We start from the raw sequence: 20,122 nt of genomic DNA on the forward strand, positions 1-20,122 counted from the left end.
GCGTGAGCATGGATATTAGCGATTTTTACCAGACATTCTTTGATGAAGCCGACGAATTGTTGGCCGATATGGAGCAACACTTGCTGGATTTGGTGCCTGAAGCACCGGACTCCGAGCAGCTCAATGCCATCTTCCGTGCGGCGCACTCGATTAAAGGCGGAGCCGGAACGTTTGGATTTACCATCCTGCAGGAAACGACCCATTTAATGGAAAACCTGCTGGATGAAGCACGACGCGGTGAGATGCAGCTCAATACCGACATTATCAACCTGTTTTTGGAAACCAAAGATATTATGCAGGAACAGCTCGACGCCTATAAAAGCTCGGCAGAGCCTGATGCCGCCAGCTTTGAATACATCTGCAATGCGCTGCGCCAGCTCGCGCTGGAAGCCAAAGGTGACGCAGCCGCAGCCGTTGTTCCGGCAGCCAAACTGAGCGTTGTCGATGCCGTTACCGCACAAGAGGCGGCCCCGGCCGCCGCTGCGAGTAAAGTGCGCGTGGTGCTGTCTCGCCTCAAAGAGAACGAAGTTGACCTGCTTGAAGAAGAGCTGAGTAACCTGGCGAAATTAAGCAACGTGGTGAAAGGCAAAGACAGCCTGAGTGCGACGCTGGAAGAGGGGATCAGCCAGGACGATATCGTGGCGGTCCTGTGCTTTGTTATCGAAGCCGACCAGATCGCGTTTGAAACCGAAACGGCGGCGGTTGACGTGCCAGCGGCAGTGGAAGAGGTGGCGGTTGTTCCTCAGGCGGCCGCGCCTGCCGTTGCGCCTGCGGCGCCGGTATTGAAAGCGGTGCCAAAAGATGCTGCCGCGCCAGGCCGTGGTGACAAACCGGCCGCGCGTTCCAGTGAATCCACCAGCATCCGTGTCGCCGTCGAGAAAGTTGACCAGCTGATTAACCTGGTGGGTGAACTGGTGATTACCCAGTCGATGCTGGCACAGCGGTCTAACGAACTGGATCCGGTGACCCACGGCGATCTGATCACCAGCATGGGGCAGTTGCAACGTAATGCCCGCGACCTGCAGGAATCGGTGATGTCCATCCGTATGATGCCGATGGAATATGTCTTCAGCCGCTTCCCGCGTCTGGTGCGTGACCTGGCCAGCAAACTGAATAAACAGATTGAACTGACGCTGATGGGCAGCTCCACCGAGCTGGATAAAAGCCTGATCGAACGCATTATCGATCCGTTAACGCACCTGGTGCGTAACAGCCTCGACCACGGTATCGAACTGCCGGAAAACCGCATTGCCGCCGGAAAATCCCCGGTCGGGAATCTGATCCTCTCCGCCGAACACCAGGGCGGGAACATCTGCATCGAAGTGACCGATGACGGTGCGGGCCTGAACCGTGAGCGCATTCTGGCGAAAGCCATTTCGCAGGGAATGGCGGTCAACGAAAACATGACTGACGAAGAAGTGGGCATGCTGATCTTCGCGCCAGGCTTCTCGACCGCAGAGCAGGTGACGGACGTTTCCGGCCGCGGCGTGGGAATGGACGTGGTGAAGCGTAACATTCAGGAGATGGGCGGCCACGTTGAGATCAAGTCTAAACAAGGTTCCGGCACCACCATTCGTATCCTGCTGCCGCTGACGCTGGCAATCCTCGACGGCATGTCGGTGAAAGTGGCGGACGAAGTCTTTATTCTGCCGCTGAACGCGGTGATGGAATCGCTGCAGCCGCGTGAAGAAGATCTGCATCCGCTGGCGGGTGGCGAGCGCGTTCTTGAAGTGCGCGGTGAGTACCTGCCGCTGGTCGAATTGTGGAAAGTGTTCGAAGTGGATGGCGCGAAAACCGAGGCCACGCAGGGGATCGTGGTGATCCTGCAAAGTGCGGGTCGACGCTACGCGCTGCTGGTTGATCAGCTGATTGGCCAGCACCAGGTGGTCGTGAAGAACCTCGAAAGCAACTACCGCAAAGTGCCAGGTATTTCTGCCGCCACTATTCTGGGTGACGGTAGCGTGGCGCTGATCGTTGATGTGTCGGCGCTTCAGGGATTAAATCGTGAACAACGTGTGGCGTACACAGCCGCCTGATTAAGTAGAAGGTAATAACATGACCGGTATGAGTAATGTAACGAAACTGGCGGGCGAGCCATCAGGGCAGGAATTCCTGGTATTCACTTTAGGCGATGAGGAGTACGGCATCGATATCCTGAAAGTGCAGGAAATTCGTGGTTACGACCAGGTTACCCGCATCGCGAACACGCCTGCCTTTATTAAAGGTGTCACCAACCTGCGCGGCGTGATTGTACCTATCGTTGACCTGCGCGTGAAGTTCAGCCAGGGCGACGTGGACTATAACGAGAACACCGTGGTGATTGTCCTGAATCTGGGGCAGCGCGTGGTTGGGATCGTGGTGGATGGCGTATCTGATGTGCTGTCCCTGACGTCCGATCAAATCCGTCCGGCACCGGAGTTTGCGGTCACGCTGTCTACCGAGTATCTGACGGGGCTGGGAGCGCTGGGTGAGCGTATGCTGATTCTGGTGAATATTGAGAAGCTGCTGAACAGTGATGAGATGGCGCTGCTGGATATCGCGGCGAATCACGTGGCGTAATGTTTCTCTAAACGGTTCTGTGAGGCTTTCGTGGAACCGTTTCGTTCAGTCGGGCATTTCGGTTATCTGATTCGCCCGCTGCGGTGAACGTATTAAGGGGGCTATTGCAGCCCCCTTATCTTATTCACTTACTGCAGACGTAGTATTTTCTGCTGGTCTTATGGTGAACGAAACCATGCCGCCAACCCGTTATGCTTCCTGCTCTACCAGCTCAGTCTCTGCTTCACGCGCCCCTTCATTTTGCGACAGCATCGCAGTCGCAATACCGTTACCCAGCACGTTAATCGCTGAACGTCCCATATCCAGGAAATGATCGATCCCCATCAGCAGCAAAATACCCGCCACCGGAATATTGAAACTCGGGATGGTTGCCGCCAGCACCACCAGCGACGAACGAGGCACCCCCGCAATCCCTTTTGAAGCCAGCATCAGCGTCAGCATCAGCACGGTCACTTCGGTGAAGCTCAGGTGAATATTGTACGCCTGGGCGATAAACATCGAGGCGAAAGAGCAATACACCATAGAGCCCACCAGGTTAAAGGAGTAACCGATCGGCAGAACGAAAGAGGCGATATTGCGCGAGCAACCAAAACGCTCAAGCTGTTCCAGCGTTTTTGGATACGCCGCTTCTGAACTGCTGGTGGTAAACGCCACCAGCACCGGGTCCTTCAGCATGCTGACCAGGCGGAACACCTCTTTCTTCAGCACCATATAGCCGACGGCCAGCAGCACCATGCAGGTGAGAAGGATTGCCACGTAGTAGCCGCCAATAAAGGAGGCGTAGTTCAGCAGAATGCCCAGACCCTGAGTGGCAATAACTGAGGAGATGGCGGCGAAAATGGCCAGCGGGGCGACGTACATCACGTAACCCGTCACCTTGAGCATGATATGGGAGACCACATCCAGCGCGGCCACCAGCGGGGCATTGAATTTTTGCCCCAGCGACGCGCCGGCGATGCCGAAGAACATAGAGAAGACCACAATCTGCAGGATTTCATTGTTCGCCATCGCACCGGCGATACTGGTCGGAATGGTATGGGACAAGAACGCTTTCAGCGTCATCCCCCCCACCGCAAGGCCGGTGTCTACCGCCTCTTTCGGGATAGCCAGGTTCAGGCCGCTGCCCGGACGTTCCAGCGTGACGATAAACAGTCCCACCAGAATGGAAAGCACGGATGAGCTAATAAACCACACCATCGCTTTGCCGCCCACGCGACCAATGGTGGAGGTTTCACCCAGTTTCATAATGCCCACGGTCAGCGTGCTGAAGACCAGTGGCGCAATAACCATTTTAATCAGACGCAGGAAAATATCGGTCAGCAGCGTGATGTTATCCGACCATGCTTTGATAGCATCCGCAGAGGCATACTCATGAATCGCCGCCCCTGAAAGAATACCCGCCAGCATGAATATCACGATGAAGAGTGTGAGTTTGTTTGCACTTGCCACGAAAAAAGACCCTCTATGCGCTTTGGTTGCCGTCTGCGCCGATGTATATAGATTTTTTATTACGACGCAGGAAATTATTCGGCACATAAATTGAAGTAAAGCGGAGGGAGATACAACTAGTTTTTAATTTTTATTAATTTTGTTGTTAACGCCTCGACGATATATTGTGATGCAGATCACATTTCAATGGATATATCCTCTGCGTATACGAGAAATAAGGCATTTACAAAGTATTAACATCCTGTTTTAAAAATAAATATTCAGTCAATAAGCCATTAGTCTTGCCCTCCGCGGCGCGGGTGGTCGAAGCGGTATCCATAAACTAAATTCTCAATAACCCCCGGAAGAGGAACGTTAAGTGGGGCTAACATCTTGAACAGCAAAAATAAAATGTGGCAAGCGAACGGAAATGTCTTCTGGAGGGTGGTAAATGAAAAGAAAACTCCTTTTGATCTGTGCAGGCACGTTGCTGACGGCGACAACAGCCCAACAGGCGCTGGCGGTGACCAGCAGCGGTACTATTGGCGCGACGTTAACCCTGACGAACGGTTGTCTGATAAACGGCTCGCCCACGCAAAATGGCATTAACTTCGGGACCCTGGATTTCGGCACCCATCCCGCAACGTTTTCCACCCTGACGACGCAGCTGACCGGTGCCAGCGGCGGTAACACGTTCACCATTCAATGTACGACCGCCAGCTATACGGTGGCGATCACCGGGAATACCAACTCCACCGCGCCGGGTACCGTTGTGGGGACGCCAGGCACGCCTGCGCGCTATCTGGTCAACACCACAAATGCTGCACAGGGTGTGGCTTACAGCCTGTATAGCGACAGCGGATTTAACAACGTCGTTGCCAACAACGCGGCACTGCCAATAGCGTCAACCGCCGGGGGCATCGACAGTTACACACTTTACGGGCGCATTACCGGGGGCGGTAACAGCGTTACGGTCGTTCCGGGTACCTACACCGACACGATTAACGTCAGCGTCACCTACTAGTTTCACGCAGCCATGAAGGCATCCATTTTGCGTCTGCGCAACAGCGCGGAGGGGATCGTGCACCCTTTGTACGCGCTGATCGTCTGCCTGATGCTGGTGCCTGCGGCGGGTGCTGTGACGTCCCAGTCATTTAAGGTCAGCGCGACCATTGTGCCCGGGTGCGCGGTATCCACGGGCAGCGGAGGAGTTTTCGGTACGCTCGATTTCGGTACCCACAACGGGGTGGAAAGTGCCCCGGTGAGCACCAGTTTTGTGCCTAACGGGGCCTTGTCCATCGCCTGCACGCCCGGCGTGGCGCTGAGTATGAGTATTAACGGCGGACAGAATTACTCCTCCGTTCGGCGTATGAAGCGCTCAGGGGGAACGGAAGTGGTGGGATATCGCCTTTACAGCAGCAGTTCGCTGGCGGCGAACAGCGAAATTGGCGTCAATCAGGCAATACCGGTGACCTATACCAACAGTAATAACATTGCGCTGCCGCTTTTTGGCGTGGCGCTGCTGACCGGGTTTAGCCCGGCAGGAACGTATTCTGATCAGCTCACCGTGACCTTGTCATGGTGATAAAGGGAGACAGTCGATGAAGCCATTTTTCAGACACCTTTGTCTGGTAAGTTTGTTGGGGGGAATGGCTGCGGCGACAGGCCAGGCGCAGGCGGCGGCAACCATTCTGTTGTGGCCCATCGATCCGTGGCTGTCAGCGGATGCCAAAGCCACTGAATTATGGATCCAGAATCAGGGGAACAGCGCAACGACAATGCAGGTCCGCATTGTGCGCTGGAAGCAGGAGGGCGGTTATGAACGCTACTCCGCACAGCAGGACGTGGTGGCCAGCCCGCCCATCGTCACCATTGGCAAAGGCAGTAAGCAGCTTATTCGTCTGATTAAGCAGGGTACGGTGCCGCTCGGCGTCGAACAGGCCTACCGCATTATTGTGGATGAAATCCCCCAGCCGGATGCCAAAGCCGAGCCGGCCATTGGCCTGAAATTGCAAATGCGCTACTCCATTCCTTTGTTCGTTTATGGACAGGGGATCCCGACCCTCAAAGAGGGGGCACATCATGCGCTGGTGGAGACCAAAAATCTGAGCTGGCGGGTGACGCAGGAGAAGGGACATCCTGCCCTGGAGGTCCGTAATCAGGGGGATGTGCACGTCAAACTCAGCCAGGTGGCGCTGGAGCAGGGCGGGCAGAAGCGGACGGTTGCAGACGGATTACTCGGGTATGTTCTTGCGGGCAGCACCCGCACCTGGTCAATCCCGGCCGGAATAGGTCAGCCAGACCGGCTGAGCGCGCAGATTAATGCCAGGGATACGCAATGGCAGTCGACGCCCGTCAACTGAAACCGGCGATGATGATCCTGCTCTGTGTCAGTACCAGCACCTGGGCTGAGCCCGGCGATGACAGTTTACCGCCGCCGCCGCAGGCTCAGGCGTTGAACGGCGAAGCGGTCTTTCAGCTCTCGATTGTGTTGAATCACTACGACACCGGTATGGTGGTGCCCGTGACGCAGCGCGAGGGGGCATTCTTTATTTCCAGCGCCGACCTGCTGCGGGCAGGGCTTCCGCCGGAGCATGTGCCTGCCGGAGACGTGAACCTTTCTACCCTGCCGCAGGTGCGCGTAGAGTACGACAGCGCGGCGCAGCGTCTGCTGCTGGGCGTTCCGGCCGACTGGGTCGCCTCACGCGTGACCCCTTTCAGCGGACAAATGTCACAAAGCAAACCACACTTCGGGCGTGGAGCGCTGCTCAATTACGATCTCTACACCAACCATACGGAACATGTCGGCGGACAGGCCTCGCTCTGGCATGAATTCCGCTACTTCAATGAGAACGGCTCCTTTTCTTCAACCGGCTATGCCCGGGAAAATTTCACCGGAAACGACGGTCAGCAGGAAGGGTATGTGCGCTATGACACGACGCTTCTGATGACGAACGAGGACGAGGCAACGACCTGGACCGCCGGGGATGTGATCAGCGATGCCCTGAGCTGGAGTACTAGCGTGCGCATGGGCGGGATCAGCTACGGGCGGGATTTCTCCCTGCGTCCTGACCTCGTGACCTGGCCACTGCCAGAGTTCTCGGGTGAAGCGGCGGTTCCCACCTCGGTGGATCTCTTTATCAATGGCTATCGTTCCGGCTCGACCCAGCTTCAGCCGGGACCGTTCACCCTGACCAATCTGCCCTATATCAACGGAGCAGGGGACGCGGTACTGGTCACCACCGATGCGCTGGGCCGCCAGGTGAGTACCACGCTGCCGTTTTACGTCACCAGCGAATTGCTGAAACAAGGCCTGAGCGACGGGGCGGTGACGCTCGGCAGCCTGCGGCGTAATTACGGCATCAAGAATTTTGACTACGGCCCGGCGGCGGGTAGTGGGTCGTATCGCTACGGCGTTACGGACTGGTTGACGCTGGAGGGCCATGCCGAAGGGGCAGAAGCGCTGGCGCTGGGCGGGATGGGGACGGTGGTTAAATTGGGTCGGTTTGGCGTCGTGAATACCGCGTACTCTCAAAGCCGCATGCGTGGAGATAATGGCGGGCAAATCAACTGGGGCTATCAGTACAGTACCAGTGAATATAGTGTAGCGACACAGCATACGCGGCGCGATCGCGACTTTGGCAACCTCGCCCTCTACGACCAACCGACGGTCTATGACGAAAATGACCGGCCCATCGCCAGTTTTAGTCGCAACACCGACCAGTATTCTCTCACCTTTAACCTGGGCGAGTATGGCAGTCTCGGTGCTGCGTGGATCGGCGTGGAGAGCTTTGACAACCAAAAAACCGAACTGCTGAATCTCTCCTGGAGCCGCAATTTGTGGGGGGCGAGCAGTATTTATCTGGCCGCAAGCCGCGATCAGCAGCGGGGAGACTGGACGGTGGCCATGTCGCTTCAGGTGCCGCTGGGAGAGCGTGACAGTGCCGCCGTAACCTATGAAAACACGCCAGATGCCGGCAGCACGCAGCGTATCAACTACAACCACTCCATGCCTTCCGACGGTGGCTTTAGCTGGAACATGGCATGGGCCAACCAGTCGAAAGCCAATGATTATCAGCAGGGAACGCTGGGCTGGCGCAATAACAACATCGAACTTCAGGGCGGTGGTTATGGCGAAAGGGACATGATGACCTGGTGGGGAGAGGCGATGGGCGCGATTGTGCTGATGGACGGCGAGCTGTTTGCGGCAAACAAAATCAACGATGCGTTTGTGGTGATCAGCACCGACGGTCACCCGGACGTTCCCGTCAGCTATGAGAACCAGCCGGTCGGCAAAACGAACAATAACGGCTACCTGCTGGTCAGCGGGGTATCGGCTTATTACCCGGCCAGTTATCGCATTGATACCCTGAATCTGCCCGCGGATACCCGGCTGAAAGAGACAGAGCGGCGGATCGCTATTCGCCGCCACAGCGGTTATCTGGTCGATTTCCCGATGGAGCAGGAGCGGGTGGCAAGCGTCATTCTGCATGACAAACAGGGGCAGGCTATCCCGGTGGGAAGCCAGGTTCGACGCGCCTCGCGCAACAATGCGGTGGTGGGGTATGACGGCATCGCCTGGCTGGAAAATCTCAGCGATGTGAACCCGCTTGAGGTGATTACGCCAGACGGAAAACACTGCTCGGCCACGCTGACCGTGGGGGCCAATCCGGAACATAAACTGCAGACATACGGACCGCTGATTTGCCGGGAGGAACGGTGAAGCGCTTACTGCTGTTGATGCTGCTGCTGTTTTCCGGCGGCGGCTGGGCGGCGTGTACCGTCAGTACGGTAAATGCGTCATTTGGTAGCGTCACCTCGTTCGCGCTCAGCGGAACCGGGGAGGTCGAAACCACCGGCAGGCTGATCGTGGCATGCGACGCTGTGCTCAATCTTCTGACCAACGACTCGGTGACGCTGAACTACACCGCAGCGTCGGTTTCAGGCAACAGCCGTGCCACCATGAAACGCACCGACAATGCGGCCATCACGGATGTGATCCCCACCCGGTTGTGCGGGTTAACGGGGTGTTCGAGCAACAGCGAAGTGCAAATCAGCAAAGCTTATACCTGGAGCGGCAACACCCTGCTGGGATTACTGGGGTCAAAACAGTACAGCATTCCGCTTTATTTCCGCACCGTTGCCGGACAAAACGTCACAGCCGGGCCCTATCAGGTGCTGCTCACCTTCAGCATCAACTACAGCGTCTGTTCCGTGGGCGTGCTGGGCCTTTGCACCGTTCCCCAGACAGGCACGGCGACCACCAGTATTCTTCTCAACATGACCGTTACCAACGACTGCAGCGCCATGACCACGCCTGACGTCAACTTCAACAGTGCGCCGCTGGTGCAAAGTTTCCCCACTGTCTCGCAGGCGATTGCCGTCACCTGTACCAAAGGAAGCACTTACACTATCGGAATTAATAATGGAGCCAACGCGCTGAATAATGTTCGCCGCATGGTGAGCGGCAGTAACTACATGAGTTACGACATTTATAAAGAAGCCACGACCAACCGCTGGGGTGGCAGCGGTACCGAGCGCTGGACCAGCGCAACCTCATCGCAGGTCAGTACCGACGGTTTATTGCGAACCTACAACTACACTGCCAAAGTCCTTACCAGCCAGTCTACGCCGCCTGCCGGCACCTACACCGACACGTTGATCGTTGACGTTGCGTTTTAACCCCGCGCTTTTCCCTTTCTCAAATGTAAAGTTCCTGTAGTCAGTGCCGATAACACCGTTAATAAATCTATGAGAAGGTGTTGTATGTTGAACCGTATCCGCGTTGTCACAATGCTTATGATGGTGCTGGTCATTTTCGCACTTCTTCAGCTTACCTCCGGCGGGCTTTTTTTCTCGTCACTTAAACAAAACCAGGACAGTTTCGCCGCCTCGAACGATCTCCGCGTACAGCAGAGTGAACTGACGTCGACGTGGGATCTGATGCTGCAAACGCGTATCAACCTGAGCCGCTCTTCCGCCCGCATGATGATGGATCCAAATAATCAGCAGAGCAGTGCGAAAACGGAACTGCTGAAAAATGCGCGGGCGACCCTTGCTGACGCCGCGAAACACTACGACGCCTTTAAGAAAATCACGCCACAGCCTGCCATGGCGCAGGTGAGCCAGAATATCGATGAAAAGTACAACGCCTACTATGCCGGTCTGACGGAGCTTATTCAGTTCCTGGAAAGCGGCAACATGGACGCGTATTTCGCGCAACCTACCCAGGGGATGCAAAACGCCCTTGGTGCGGCACTCGGGGAATATGCCAAAGCCAGTGGCGACCTGTATCACTCGGCCTTTACGCAAAGCCAGAATGATTACCGCTTTGCCAAATGGCAGATGGCCGTCATGGCGCTGGCGCTGGTCATCGTGCTGGTGGGCGTGTGGTACGGCATTCGTCACATCCTGCTTAATCCTCTCGGTCGCGTCATTGCCCACATTCGCGAGATTGCCGGTGGTGACCTGACCAAAACGCTGACCGTCTCCGGGCGCAATGAAATTACCGAGCTGGCAAACAGCGTTGATCATATGCAGCGCTCGCTAATTGAGACCGTCGCCAACGTGCGTAACGGATCGGAAGCCATTTATACCGGTACCAGCGAAATTGCGATGGGCAACAACGATCTGTCGTCGCGCACCGAACAGCAGGCGTCGGCGCTCGAAGAGACCGCCGCCAGCATGGAGCAACTTACCGCGACCGTGAAGCAGAACGCGGACAACGCCCGTCAGGCCTCACAGCTGGCGGAAAGCGCGTCCGAAACGGCGCAGCGAGGCGGTCGTGTGGTGGACGGCGTGGTGAAAACCATGCACGAAATCGCCGACAGTTCGAAGAAAATCGCCGACATCATTAGCGTTATCGACGGCATCGCTTTCCAGACCAATATCCTCGCCCTCAACGCCGCCGTTGAAGCCGCACGTGCGGGCGAGCAGGGGCGCGGGTTTGCCGTGGTGGCCGGGGAAGTGCGCAACCTTGCCAGCCGCAGTGCCAACGCGGCGAAAGAGATCAAGGCCCTGATTGAAGACTCCGTTTCCCGCGTCGATACCGGCTCCGTGCTGGTAGAAAGCGCAGGGGAAACCATGAATGACATCGTGAATGCCGTTACCCGCGTAACGGACATCATGGGTGAAATCGCCTCTGCGTCGGATGAGCAGAGTCGTGGTATCGACCAGGTTGCTCTGGCGGTATCGGAAATGGATCGCGTGACACAACAAAACGCCGCGCTGGTGCAGGAGTCCGCTGCGGCGGCCGCTGCGCTGGAAGACCAGGCAAGCCGTCTGAAGATGGCCGTCTCGGCGTTTCGTCTCGCTTCACTCGCTGGAAACACGGTCACCCCGCAAGCAACGTATCTCGCGCCTGCCGCAGCAGCGGCAGCGACCCGTAAACCTGCAGCGACGACCGGACATGAAAACTGGGAAACATTTTGACTGACATTTAAACCGCGGCTGCTTGCCGCATGATGGGAGCGTGGATGTTAAATCGTATTCGTATCTCGACCACACTGTTTTTGATTCTGATCCTTTGCGGTGTGTTGCAGGTTGGCAGTAACGGGTTGTCTTTTTGGGCGTTTCGCGATGGCTATCAGAATTTGCAGGAAGTTGAGGCGAGTAACCAGCAGCGCGCCGCCGTGGCACAGACGCGCGCCGTACTGTTGCAGGCAAGCACGGCGCTGAACAAAGCGGGAACCTTAACCGCCCTGAGTTATCCGCCGGATGACATCAAGGCGTTGATGGTGACCGCGCGCGACAGCCTGAAGCTGGCTGACGCGCAGTTTAACGCCTTCGCGGCACAGGACGCCGGCAGCGCGGAAGTGAAAGCGCTGAAAGTCGCGATGAAGAAGCGTTTTGATCAGTGGCACAGCGACCTGGATCACCAGGCGACCTGGCTTGAGAACAACCAGCTCTCGGACTTTATGACCGCGCCGGTCCAGGCGTCCCAGGCGGCGTTTGATGCGAGCTTTAATGCCTGGCAGCAGAACATTAACCAGTTTGTCCAACGCGCCGGGAATGACAGCCGTAAAAACTACCATATGTCAGGCGTGATTTTTGCCGTGGTGGTGATTCTGGCGGTGCTGCTGACCGGCGGTGCCCTGTACTGGTCGCGCAGAATGATTGTGCAACCGCTGGCGATCGTCAGCAGCCACTTCGACAGTATTGCGAAGGGTAACCTGGCGCGTCCGGTGGCGGTGTACGGCAAGAACGAAATTTCGGCGATTTTTGCCAGCCTGAAGGCGATGCAGGGCGCCCTGCGGGAAACGGTCTCCGATGTGCGACAGGGCAGTTATGCCATGCACACCGGGATCTCGGAGATTGCGGCAGGCAATAACGATCTCTCATCGCGCACCGAGCAGCAGGCAGCTTCGCTGGCGCAAACGGCTGCCAGCATGGAGCAGCTCACCGCGACGGTAAGCCAGAACGCGGATAACGCGCGTCAGGCGTCTGACCTGTCCAGACAGGCGGCGATGACGGCGAAGAAAGGGGGCGATCAGGCCTCTCACGTGGCCAGTACCATGCAGGATATTGCCGCCAGTTCACAGAAAATTGGCGACATCATCAGCGTGATTGACGGTATTGCGTTCCAGACCAACATTCTGGCGCTGAACGCGGCCGTTGAAGCGGCACGAGCCGGTGAGCAGGGGCGTGGTTTTGCGGTTGTGGCCGGTGAAGTCCGTAATCTGGCGAGCCGCAGCGCCAACGCCGCGAAAGAAATTAAAGGACTGATTGAAGAGTCCGTCTCACGCGTCCAGCAAGGCTCTGCCCTGGTGGACACGGCGGCGAAAACCATGCACGAAATCGTCACCTCCGTTACGCGGGTTAACGACATCATGGGCGAGATTGCTTCTGCGTCCGATGAACAGCGTCGCGGAATTGAGCAGGTGGCCCAGGCGGTAAGCCAGATGGATCAGGTCACGCAACAAAACGCCTCGTTAGTTGAGGAAGCGGCAGCGGCAACCGATCAGCTGGCCAGCCAGGCGGATCATCTGACCGGGCTGGTCGCGGTATTTAATGTGAAAGAGCACGTTGAAGCAGTAACAGAAGTCGGGCGGTCGCAGGCCGTGCCAGTTGTATCCTGAATGTAATTAAGAAGGCGCTATGACATCACCAATGCCCCCAGGGCAAACGTCATTACTGTTGCAGATGACACAGCGCCTCGCGCTGTCCGACGCGCATTTTCGTCGGATATGTCAGTTAATCTACCAGCGTGCGGGGATTGTGCTTGCCGATCATAAGCGAGACATGGTCTACAACCGTCTGGTGCGGCGCTTGCGTACGCTTGGGCTGGACGATTTTGGTCGCTATCTGAGCATGCTCGAAGCGAACCAGAACAGCGCAGAGTGGCAGGCTTTTATTAACTCGTTAACCACCAACCTGACCGCATTTTTCCGTGAAGCTCACCACTTCCCGGTCCTGGCGGAGCACGCGCGTCGCCGCAGCGGGGAGTATCGCGTCTGGAGTGCGGCCGCCTCAACCGGGGAAGAGCCGTACTCGCTGGCGATCACCCTTGCCGACACGCTGGGCATGGCGCCTGGACGCTGGAAAGTCTACGCCAGTGATATTGATACCGAAGTGCTGGAGAAGGCACGCAACGGCGTGTATCGCCAGGATGAACTGAAAACGCTGTCACCTCAGCAGTTGCAGCGTTACTTCATGCGCGGAACCGGCCCGCATGAAGGCCTGGTGCGCGTGCGCCAGGAGCTGGCGAACTGTGTCGAATTCGCGCCCGTTAACCTGCTGGATAAGCAGTACAACGTGCCGGGGCCATTCGACGCTATTTTTTGCCGTAACGTCATGATCTATTTTGATAAAACGACGCAACAGGACATTCTGCGTCGGTTTGTTCCGTTGCTCAAGCCTGACGGTTTACTGTTTGCCGGGCACTCGGAAAACTTCAGCAACCTCGTGCGTGAGTTTAGCCTGCGTGGGCAAACGGTATATGCGCTGAGTAAGGAAAAAGCATGAGTAAAATCAGGGTGTTGTCTGTCGACGATTCTGCGCTGATGCGCCAGATCATGACTGAAATTATCAATAGCCACAGCGACATGGAGATGGTGGCGACAGCGCCTGATCCGCTGGTAGCGCGGGATTTAATTAAAAAATATAACCCCGACGTGTTAACGCTGGATGTCGAAATGCCGCGCATGGATGGCATTGATTTCCTGGAAAAATTGATGCGCCTGCGGCCCATGCCGGTGGTGATGGTCTCATCCCTGACCGGAAAAGGATCTGAAATTACCCTGCGTGCGCTGGAGTTAGGGGCGGTGGATTTTGTCACCAAACCTCAGCTTGGCATTCGTGAAGGGATGCTGGCGTACAGCGAAATGATCGCCGAGAAGATCCGCACCGCGTCACGTGCGAAGCTTGCCGCGCACAAACCGATGGATGCACCGGTAACGCTGAAGGCCGGTCCTTTACTCAGTTCGGAAAAACTGCTGGTGATTGGGGCGTCAACCGGGGGAACAGAGGCAATTCGTCATGTACTCCAGCCATTGCCGCTGTCAAGTCCGGGTATTCTGATCACGCAGCATATGCCGCCAGGCTTTACCCGCTCGTTCGCCGAGCGTCTGAACAAGCTGTGTCAGATCAGCGTGAAAGAGGCGGAAGACGGTGAGCGCGTACTCCCCGGCCATGCGTATATCGCCCCGGGTGACAAGCATATGGAGCTGGCGCGCAGTGGCGCTAACTATCAAATCAAAATTCATGACGGGCCGCCGGTAAACCGGCACCGTCCGTCGGTGGATGTGCTGTTTCATTCGGTGGCGAAACATGCGGGGCGCAACGCCGTTGGGGTGATCCTGACGGGGATGGGTAACGACGGTGCCGCCGGAATGCTTGCAATGCACCAGGCTGGCGCCTGGACGATTGCGCAGAATGAAGCAAGTTGTGTGGTGTTCGGCATGCCGCGCGAGGCCATCAATATGGGTGGCGTGAGCGAAGTGGTCGATCTTAGCCAGGTAAGCCAGCAGATGCTGGCGAAAATCAGTGCCGGACAGGCAATACGTATTTGACTCAGGAGTATTATTTTATGGCGGATAAAGAGCTTAAGTTTTTGGTTGTGGATGACTTTTCCACCATGCGTCGTATCGTACGCAACCTGCTGAAAGAGCTGGGCTTCAACAACGTTGAAGAAGCAGAAGACGGCGTTGATGCGCTGAACAAACTTCAGGCGGGCGGGTTTGGTTTTGTTATCTCCGACTGGAACATGCCAAACATGGACGGTCTGGAACTGCTGAAAACCATCCGTGCGGACGCGGGAATGGCGTCATTGCCGGTTCTGATGGTGACCGCAGAAGCGAAAAAAGAGAACATTATTGCCGCAGCACAGGCGGGCGCTAGTGGCTATGTCGTGAAGCCGTTCACTGCGGCCACCCTGGAAGAGAAGCTCGGTAAGATCTTCGAGAAACTCGGCATGTGAGGTGTTGGTTATGATGATGCAACCTGCTATGAAACCCGTTGAAGAACACTCGCCCAGCGATATCATTGCCCGCATCGGCAGCCTGACACGCATGCTGCGTGACAGCCTGCGTGAACTGGGGCTGGACCAGGCAATTGCTGAAGCGGCGGAAGCCATTCCGGATGCCCGCGATCGTCTGGACTACGTTGTGCAGATGACCGCTCAGGCGGCTGAACGTGCGCTGAACAGCGTTGAAGCGTCACAACCGCATCAGGATGCGATGGAGAAAGGCGCGAAAGCGCTGACCAAACGCTGGGATGAGTGGTTTGAGAATCCAATCGAGCTGGCGGATGCCCGCGAGCTGGTCACGGATACCCGTCAGTTCCTGGGCGATGTGCCGGGCCACACCAGCTTTACCAACGCGCAGCTGCTGGACATCATGATGGCGCAGGATTTCCAGGACCTCACGGGCCAGGTTATCAAGCGCATGATGGATGTGATTCAGGAAATTGAACGTCAGCTGCTGATGGTACTGCTGGAGAACATTCCGGAACCGGCCGCTCGTCCAAAACGCGAGAACGAAAGCCTGCTCAACGGTCCACAGCTCGACGCCACCAAAGCGGGCGTTGTGGCAAGCCAGGATCAGGTAGACGACCTGCTGGACAGCCTTGGTTTCTGATTGAGGTGATGACCCTCAGGTTGCGTGCGCAACCTGAGGGTATGCCGCTTAATTTTGAGTGCATAACGCTGGGGTGGCTGGCCCTTGCTCACGCCCTGCTTGCTGACAGTGTTGCCAAACGCTATCTCAAATTTTTTTTTGCCGTTTTTTACTCATCACCCGATTGCTCCGACGCTGAACTGGCTAAAAGAACCCGGTTATTGGGTTTTTTCAACCCATTGATGAAAGGTCAGGCTGGCATGATACCCGTGACTAAATGGGCTGCGAGCAGGCACTGTGGCAGAAGAGAACGACGACAAAACGGAAGCCCCCACACCCCACCGACTAGAAAAAGCGCGTGAGGAAGGGCAGGTCCCCCGATCCCGAGAACTGACATCCCTGCTGATCCTCATCGTAGGCGTGTGCATTATCTGGTGGGGTGGGGAGGCGCTCGCCCGCAAACTGGCGGGAATGCTCTCGGCTGGCCTGCGTTTTGACCACAGTATGGTCAACGACCCTAACCTGATCCTCAGCCAGATAATCCTGCTCGTTAAAGATGCCATGCTTGCGCTGTTGCCCCTGATTACCGGCGTCGTGCTGGTGGCGCTGGTCTCGCCCGTGATGCTGGGCGGTCTGGTGTTTAGCGGGAAATCGCTGCAACCCAAGTTTTCGAAACTGAATCCGCTGCCGGGGATTGCGAAAATGTTCTCGGCGCAAACCGGTGCGGAGTTGCTTAAAGCGATTCTGAAATCGGTCCTGATGGGCAGTACCGGCGGTTTTTTTCTGTGGCACCACTGGCCGGAAATGATGCGCCTTATCAGCGAATCGCCGTTAACCGCGATGAGCAATGCGCTGAACCTGGCCGGGCTCTGTGCCCTGCTGGTGGTGCTCAGCATTATTCCCATGGTGGGTTTTGACGTTATCTTCCAGCTTTACAGCCACTTCAAGAAACTGCGCATGTCTCGTCAGGATATTCGGGATGAATATAAGCAGATGGAAGGTGACCCGCACGTGAAAGGGCGTATCCGCCAGATGCAGCGTGCTGCCGCCCGTCGACGGATGATGGAAGATGTGCCAAAAGCCGACGTCATTGTGACTAACCCGACACACTATTCCGTTGCGCTGCAGTACGACGAAAACAAAATGAGCGCGCCGAAAGTGGTGGCGAAAGGGGCGGGGCTTATCGCTCTGCGTATTCGTGAAATTGGTACCGAAAACCGGGTGCCCATACTTGAAGCGCCTCCGCTGGCGCGCGCGCTGTATCGCCATGCGGAAATTGGACAACAGATCCCAGGACAACTCTACGCCGCGGTGGCGGAAGTGCTGGCCTGGGTATGGCAGTTGAAACGCTGGCGTCTGGCTGGCGGTCAACGGCCTGTGAAACCTGAGAACCTTCCGGTGCCTGACGCGCTGGATTTTATGAACGAGAAGGACACTGATGGCTAATCTGGTGGCAATGTTGCGCCTGCCCGGCAACCTGAAATCGACGCAATGGCAGATCCTTGCCGGACCGATTCTCATCCTGCTAATTCTGTCGATGATGGTGTTGCCGCTTCCGGCGTTCATCCTCGACCTGCTTTTCACATTCAACATTGCGTTGTCCATTATGGTTTTGCTGGTGGCGATGTTCACCCAGCGTACCCTTGAGTTCGCCGCATTCCCGACCATTCTGCTGTTTACCACCTTGTTAAGGCTGGCGCTGAACGTGGCGTCAACCCGTATCATCCTGATGGAAGGCCACACCGGTGCTGCTGCAGCGGGTAAAGTGGTTGAGGCATTCGGCCACTTCCTGGTCGGCGGTAACTTTGCCATCGGTATCGTGGTGTTCGTCATTCTCGTCATCATCAACTTTATGGTTATCACCAAAGGTGCCGGACGTATCGCGGAAGTGGGCGCGCGTTTTGTGCTTGACGGGATGCCGGGCAAGCAGATGGCCATCGACGCGGATCTGAACGCCGGGCTTATTGCCGAAGATGAAGCCAAAAAGCGCCGCTCGGAAGTGACGCAGGAAGCTGACTTCTACGGCTCAATGGACGGTGCGAGTAAGTTTGTTCGCGGTGATGCCATTGCGGGCATCCTGATCATGGTGATTAACGTGGTCGGCGGCCTGCTGGTGGGCGTGCTGCAGCACGGCATGGACATGGGCCACGCGGCGGAAAGCTATACGCTGCTGACCATTGGTGACGGTCTGGTGGCTCAGATCCCGGCGCTGGTCATCTCAACGGCGGCGGGGGTTATCGTGACCCGCGTCAGTACCGATCAGGATGTTGGCGAGCAAATGGTCGGGCAGCTCTTCAGCAACCCGCGCGTGATGCTGCTGGCCGCTGCGGTGCTGGGCCTGCTCGGTCTGGTGCCGGGAATGCCAAACCTGGTGTTCCTGCTGTTCACTGCGGCATTGCTGGGTCTTGCCTGGTGGATGCGTGGACGTGAGATGACCCCGGCAGCGGAACCTGCTCCGGTAAAAATGCCGGAGAACACGCAGGCCGTGGAAGCGACCTGGAACGACGTTCAACTGGAAGACTCGCTGGGAATGGAAGTAGGGTATCGCCTCATCCCGATGGTCGATTTCCAGCAGGATGGCGAACTGTTGGGCCGAATCCGCAGCATCCGTAAAAAATTCGCCCAGGACATGGGCTTCCTGCCGCCGGTGGTTCACATCCGCGACAATATGGATCTGCCGCCTGCGCGCTATCGTATTCTGATGAAAGGCGTAGAGATTGGCAGCGGTGATGCTTATCCAGGCCGCTGGCTGGCTATTAACCCGGGCACCGCGGCGGGTACGCTGCCGGGCGAGCAAACCATCGACCCGGCCTTTGGCCTGGCTGCCATCTGGATTGAAAGCGCGCTGAAAGAGCAGGCGCAAATTCAGGGCTACACCGTGGTGGAGGCGAGTACCGTGGTGGCGACCCACCTGAACCATCTGATTGGACAATTCTCTGCAGAGCTGTTTGGTCGTCAGGAAGCCCAGCAACTGCTCGATCGCGTCACGCAGGAGATGCCGAAGCTGACGGAAGATCTCGTGCCAGGCGTCGTGACGCTGACCACGCTGCACAAGGTGTTGCAAAACCTGCTCGAGGAAAAAGTGCCGATCCGCGATATGCGTACCATTCTGGAAACCCTCGCCGAGCATGCACCGTTGCAAAGCGATCCGCACGAACTGACGGCGGTGGTGCGTGTGGCACTGGGACGGGCGATCACGCAGCAGTGGTTCCCGGGCACCGGGGAAGTGCAGGTTATCGGCCTCGATACGCCGCTTGAACGTCTGCTGCTGCAGGCTCTGCAGGGCGGTGGAGGGCTGGAACCTGGCCTGGCCGACCGTCTGCTGGAGCAAACACAAGAGGCGCTGGCGCGTCAGGAGATGCTGGGGGCGCCACCGGTTCTGCTGGTGAACCATGCGCTGCGTCCGCTGCTGTCACGCTTCCTGCGCCGTAGCCTGAACCAGCTGGTCGTGCTGTCGAATATGGAGTTGTCGGATAACCGTCATATCCGTATGACGGCGACGATCGGAGGAAAATAATGCGTAAGTGGTTATGGATTTTACTTTTTCCGCTGGTGGCCCAGGCCGCCGGGGAAGGGACCTGGCAGGCCAGCAGCATTGGCGTGACCCTCAGCAACCGCGGTGTCGCCATGTCTTCGCGACCGCTATCACCGACTGAGCCGGTGTCCGGTCTGATGACCCTGGTGGTCTGGAACTACACGCTTATTGGCCCAACGCCTGCCGGGCTTCGGGTACGGCTGTGCTCCCAGACACGCTGTACGGAAATTGACGGAGAGAATGGCACCACTCAGGCCTTCAACGGCGTGCCTGCTGTCGAACCTTTGCGCTTTATCTGGGAAGTGCCGGGCGGCGGACGCCTGATCCCTGCGCTGAAAGTTCAACGTAATTCCGTCATCGTCAACTACCGCTAACACCCCGCCTTCTACGTCAGCCATCAGCCATTTCTGATGGCTGGCTCGCAAAAAATGACCTCCTCTTTTGAGGTAAAAGAAACGCTGTTTTATAAATCAGTGACACGCGTAACGACACTCTTTGCATTTTTGCCAGCCGCTTGCCGGTGATGGCAAAAACAGAAAGGTATCAC

The 20,122-nt window shown here is 56.9% G+C and carries 17 protein-coding genes; 16 read left to right on the forward strand and 1 reads right to left on the reverse strand.

The features are described from left to right. Positions 1-2 precede the first annotated feature (2 nt). Together cheA and cheW are read left to right on the forward strand one after the other, a co-directional pair. Positions 3-2,036 (forward strand): chemotaxis protein CheA, encoded by a 2,034-nt coding sequence (cheA, locus tag QLG09_RS09125; protein ID WP_014170675.1) that lies wholly within the window; start codon positions 3-5, stop codon positions 2,034-2,036. 19 nt (positions 2,037-2,055) lie between these two features. Then, positions 2,056-2,559 carry a chemotaxis protein CheW gene (cheW, locus tag QLG09_RS09130; RefSeq protein WP_014170674.1) on the forward strand — a complete coding sequence of 168 codons (504 nt, stop codon included), beginning with the start codon at positions 2,056-2,058 and terminating at the stop codon, positions 2,557-2,559. 189 nt (positions 2,560-2,748) lie between these two features. Here the strand turns inward: cheW and QLG09_RS09135 are convergent, their stop codons facing one another. Further along, positions 2,749-4,008 carry a dicarboxylate/amino acid:cation symporter gene (locus QLG09_RS09135; protein ID WP_025203835.1) on the reverse strand — a complete coding sequence of 420 codons (1,260 nt, stop codon included), beginning with the start codon at positions 4,006-4,008 and terminating at the stop codon, positions 2,749-2,751. 430 nt (positions 4,009-4,438) lie between these two features. On the opposite strand from QLG09_RS09135, the gene QLG09_RS09140 reads away from it, so the two are divergent. The 14 genes from QLG09_RS09140 (at position 4,439) to QLG09_RS09205 (ending at position 19,949) form a co-directional block, all read left to right on the forward strand. Further along, positions 4,439-5,011: a spore coat protein U domain-containing protein gene (locus tag QLG09_RS09140; RefSeq protein ID WP_020883378.1), complete on the forward strand. Its 573-nt coding sequence runs from the start codon at positions 4,439-4,441 to the stop codon at positions 5,009-5,011. Positions 5,012-5,023: 12 nt separating this feature from the next. Beyond that, positions 5,024-5,572, forward strand: coding sequence for a spore coat U domain-containing protein (locus QLG09_RS09145; RefSeq protein ID WP_025203836.1), 549 nt, complete (start codon positions 5,024-5,026; stop codon positions 5,570-5,572). Between the two features lie 16 nt (positions 5,573-5,588). Then, positions 5,589-6,350 (forward strand): molecular chaperone, encoded by a 762-nt coding sequence (locus QLG09_RS09150; protein ID WP_014170669.1) that lies wholly within the window; start codon positions 5,589-5,591, stop codon positions 6,348-6,350. Further along, on the forward strand, positions 6,326-8,710 hold the full coding sequence (locus QLG09_RS09155) for a fimbria/pilus outer membrane usher protein (protein ID WP_282488846.1): 2,385 nt from the start codon (positions 6,326-6,328) through the stop codon (positions 8,708-8,710). Before QLG09_RS09150 ends, QLG09_RS09155 begins: the two co-directional genes overlap by 25 nt. Continuing rightward, positions 8,707-9,669 carry a spore coat U domain-containing protein gene (locus QLG09_RS09160; RefSeq protein WP_020883381.1) on the forward strand — a complete coding sequence of 321 codons (963 nt, stop codon included), beginning with the start codon at positions 8,707-8,709 and terminating at the stop codon, positions 9,667-9,669. The genes QLG09_RS09155 and QLG09_RS09160 overlap by 4 nt, the downstream gene beginning before the upstream one ends. A gap of 84 nt (positions 9,670-9,753) precedes the next feature. Beyond that, entirely contained in the window at positions 9,754-11,418 is a 1,665-nt protein-coding gene (gene tar / locus QLG09_RS09165; protein ID WP_020883382.1) for a methyl-accepting chemotaxis protein II, read from the forward strand. 44 nt (positions 11,419-11,462) lie between these two features. Further along, the gene (gene tap / locus QLG09_RS09170) at positions 11,463-13,064 is read left to right on the forward strand and encodes a methyl-accepting chemotaxis protein IV (RefSeq protein WP_032680769.1); all 1,602 of its coding nucleotides are present in this window, start codon (positions 11,463-11,465) and stop codon (positions 13,062-13,064) included. Positions 13,065-13,083: 19 nt separating this feature from the next. Beyond that, positions 13,084-13,950 (forward strand): protein-glutamate O-methyltransferase CheR, encoded by an 867-nt coding sequence (gene cheR / locus QLG09_RS09175; protein WP_014170664.1) that lies wholly within the window; start codon positions 13,084-13,086, stop codon positions 13,948-13,950. Then, on the forward strand, positions 13,947-14,996 hold the full coding sequence (locus tag QLG09_RS09180; protein WP_014170663.1) for a chemotaxis response regulator protein-glutamate methylesterase: 1,050 nt from the start codon (positions 13,947-13,949) through the stop codon (positions 14,994-14,996). Before cheR ends, QLG09_RS09180 begins: the two co-directional genes overlap by 4 nt. A gap of 17 nt (positions 14,997-15,013) precedes the next feature. Then, positions 15,014-15,403, forward strand: coding sequence for a chemotaxis response regulator CheY (cheY, locus tag QLG09_RS09185; protein WP_000763862.1), 390 nt, complete (start codon positions 15,014-15,016; stop codon positions 15,401-15,403). Between the two features lie 13 nt (positions 15,404-15,416). Then, positions 15,417-16,061 carry a protein phosphatase CheZ gene (cheZ, locus tag QLG09_RS09190; protein WP_013096065.1) on the forward strand — a complete coding sequence of 215 codons (645 nt, stop codon included), beginning with the start codon at positions 15,417-15,419 and terminating at the stop codon, positions 16,059-16,061. Between the two features lie 276 nt (positions 16,062-16,337). After that, entirely contained in the window at positions 16,338-17,486 is a 1,149-nt protein-coding gene (gene flhB / locus QLG09_RS09195) for a flagellar biosynthesis protein FlhB (protein WP_014170659.1), read from the forward strand. Beyond that, a complete protein-coding gene (flhA, locus tag QLG09_RS09200; protein ID WP_014170658.1) occupies positions 17,479-19,557 on the forward strand; it encodes a flagellar biosynthesis protein FlhA in 2,079 nt (692 codons plus the stop codon). Before flhB ends, flhA begins: the two co-directional genes overlap by 8 nt. Next, a complete protein-coding gene (locus QLG09_RS09205; RefSeq protein WP_123266835.1) occupies positions 19,554-19,949 on the forward strand; it encodes a flagellar protein FlhE in 396 nt (131 codons plus the stop codon). The genes flhA and QLG09_RS09205 overlap by 4 nt, the downstream gene beginning before the upstream one ends. Positions 19,950-20,122: the final 173 nt, after the last annotated feature.

Origin of the sequence: Enterobacter sp. V89_11 (assembly GCF_029967775.1) — a bacterium.
Classification (GTDB): domain Bacteria; phylum Pseudomonadota; class Gammaproteobacteria; order Enterobacterales; family Enterobacteriaceae; genus Enterobacter; species Enterobacter ludwigii.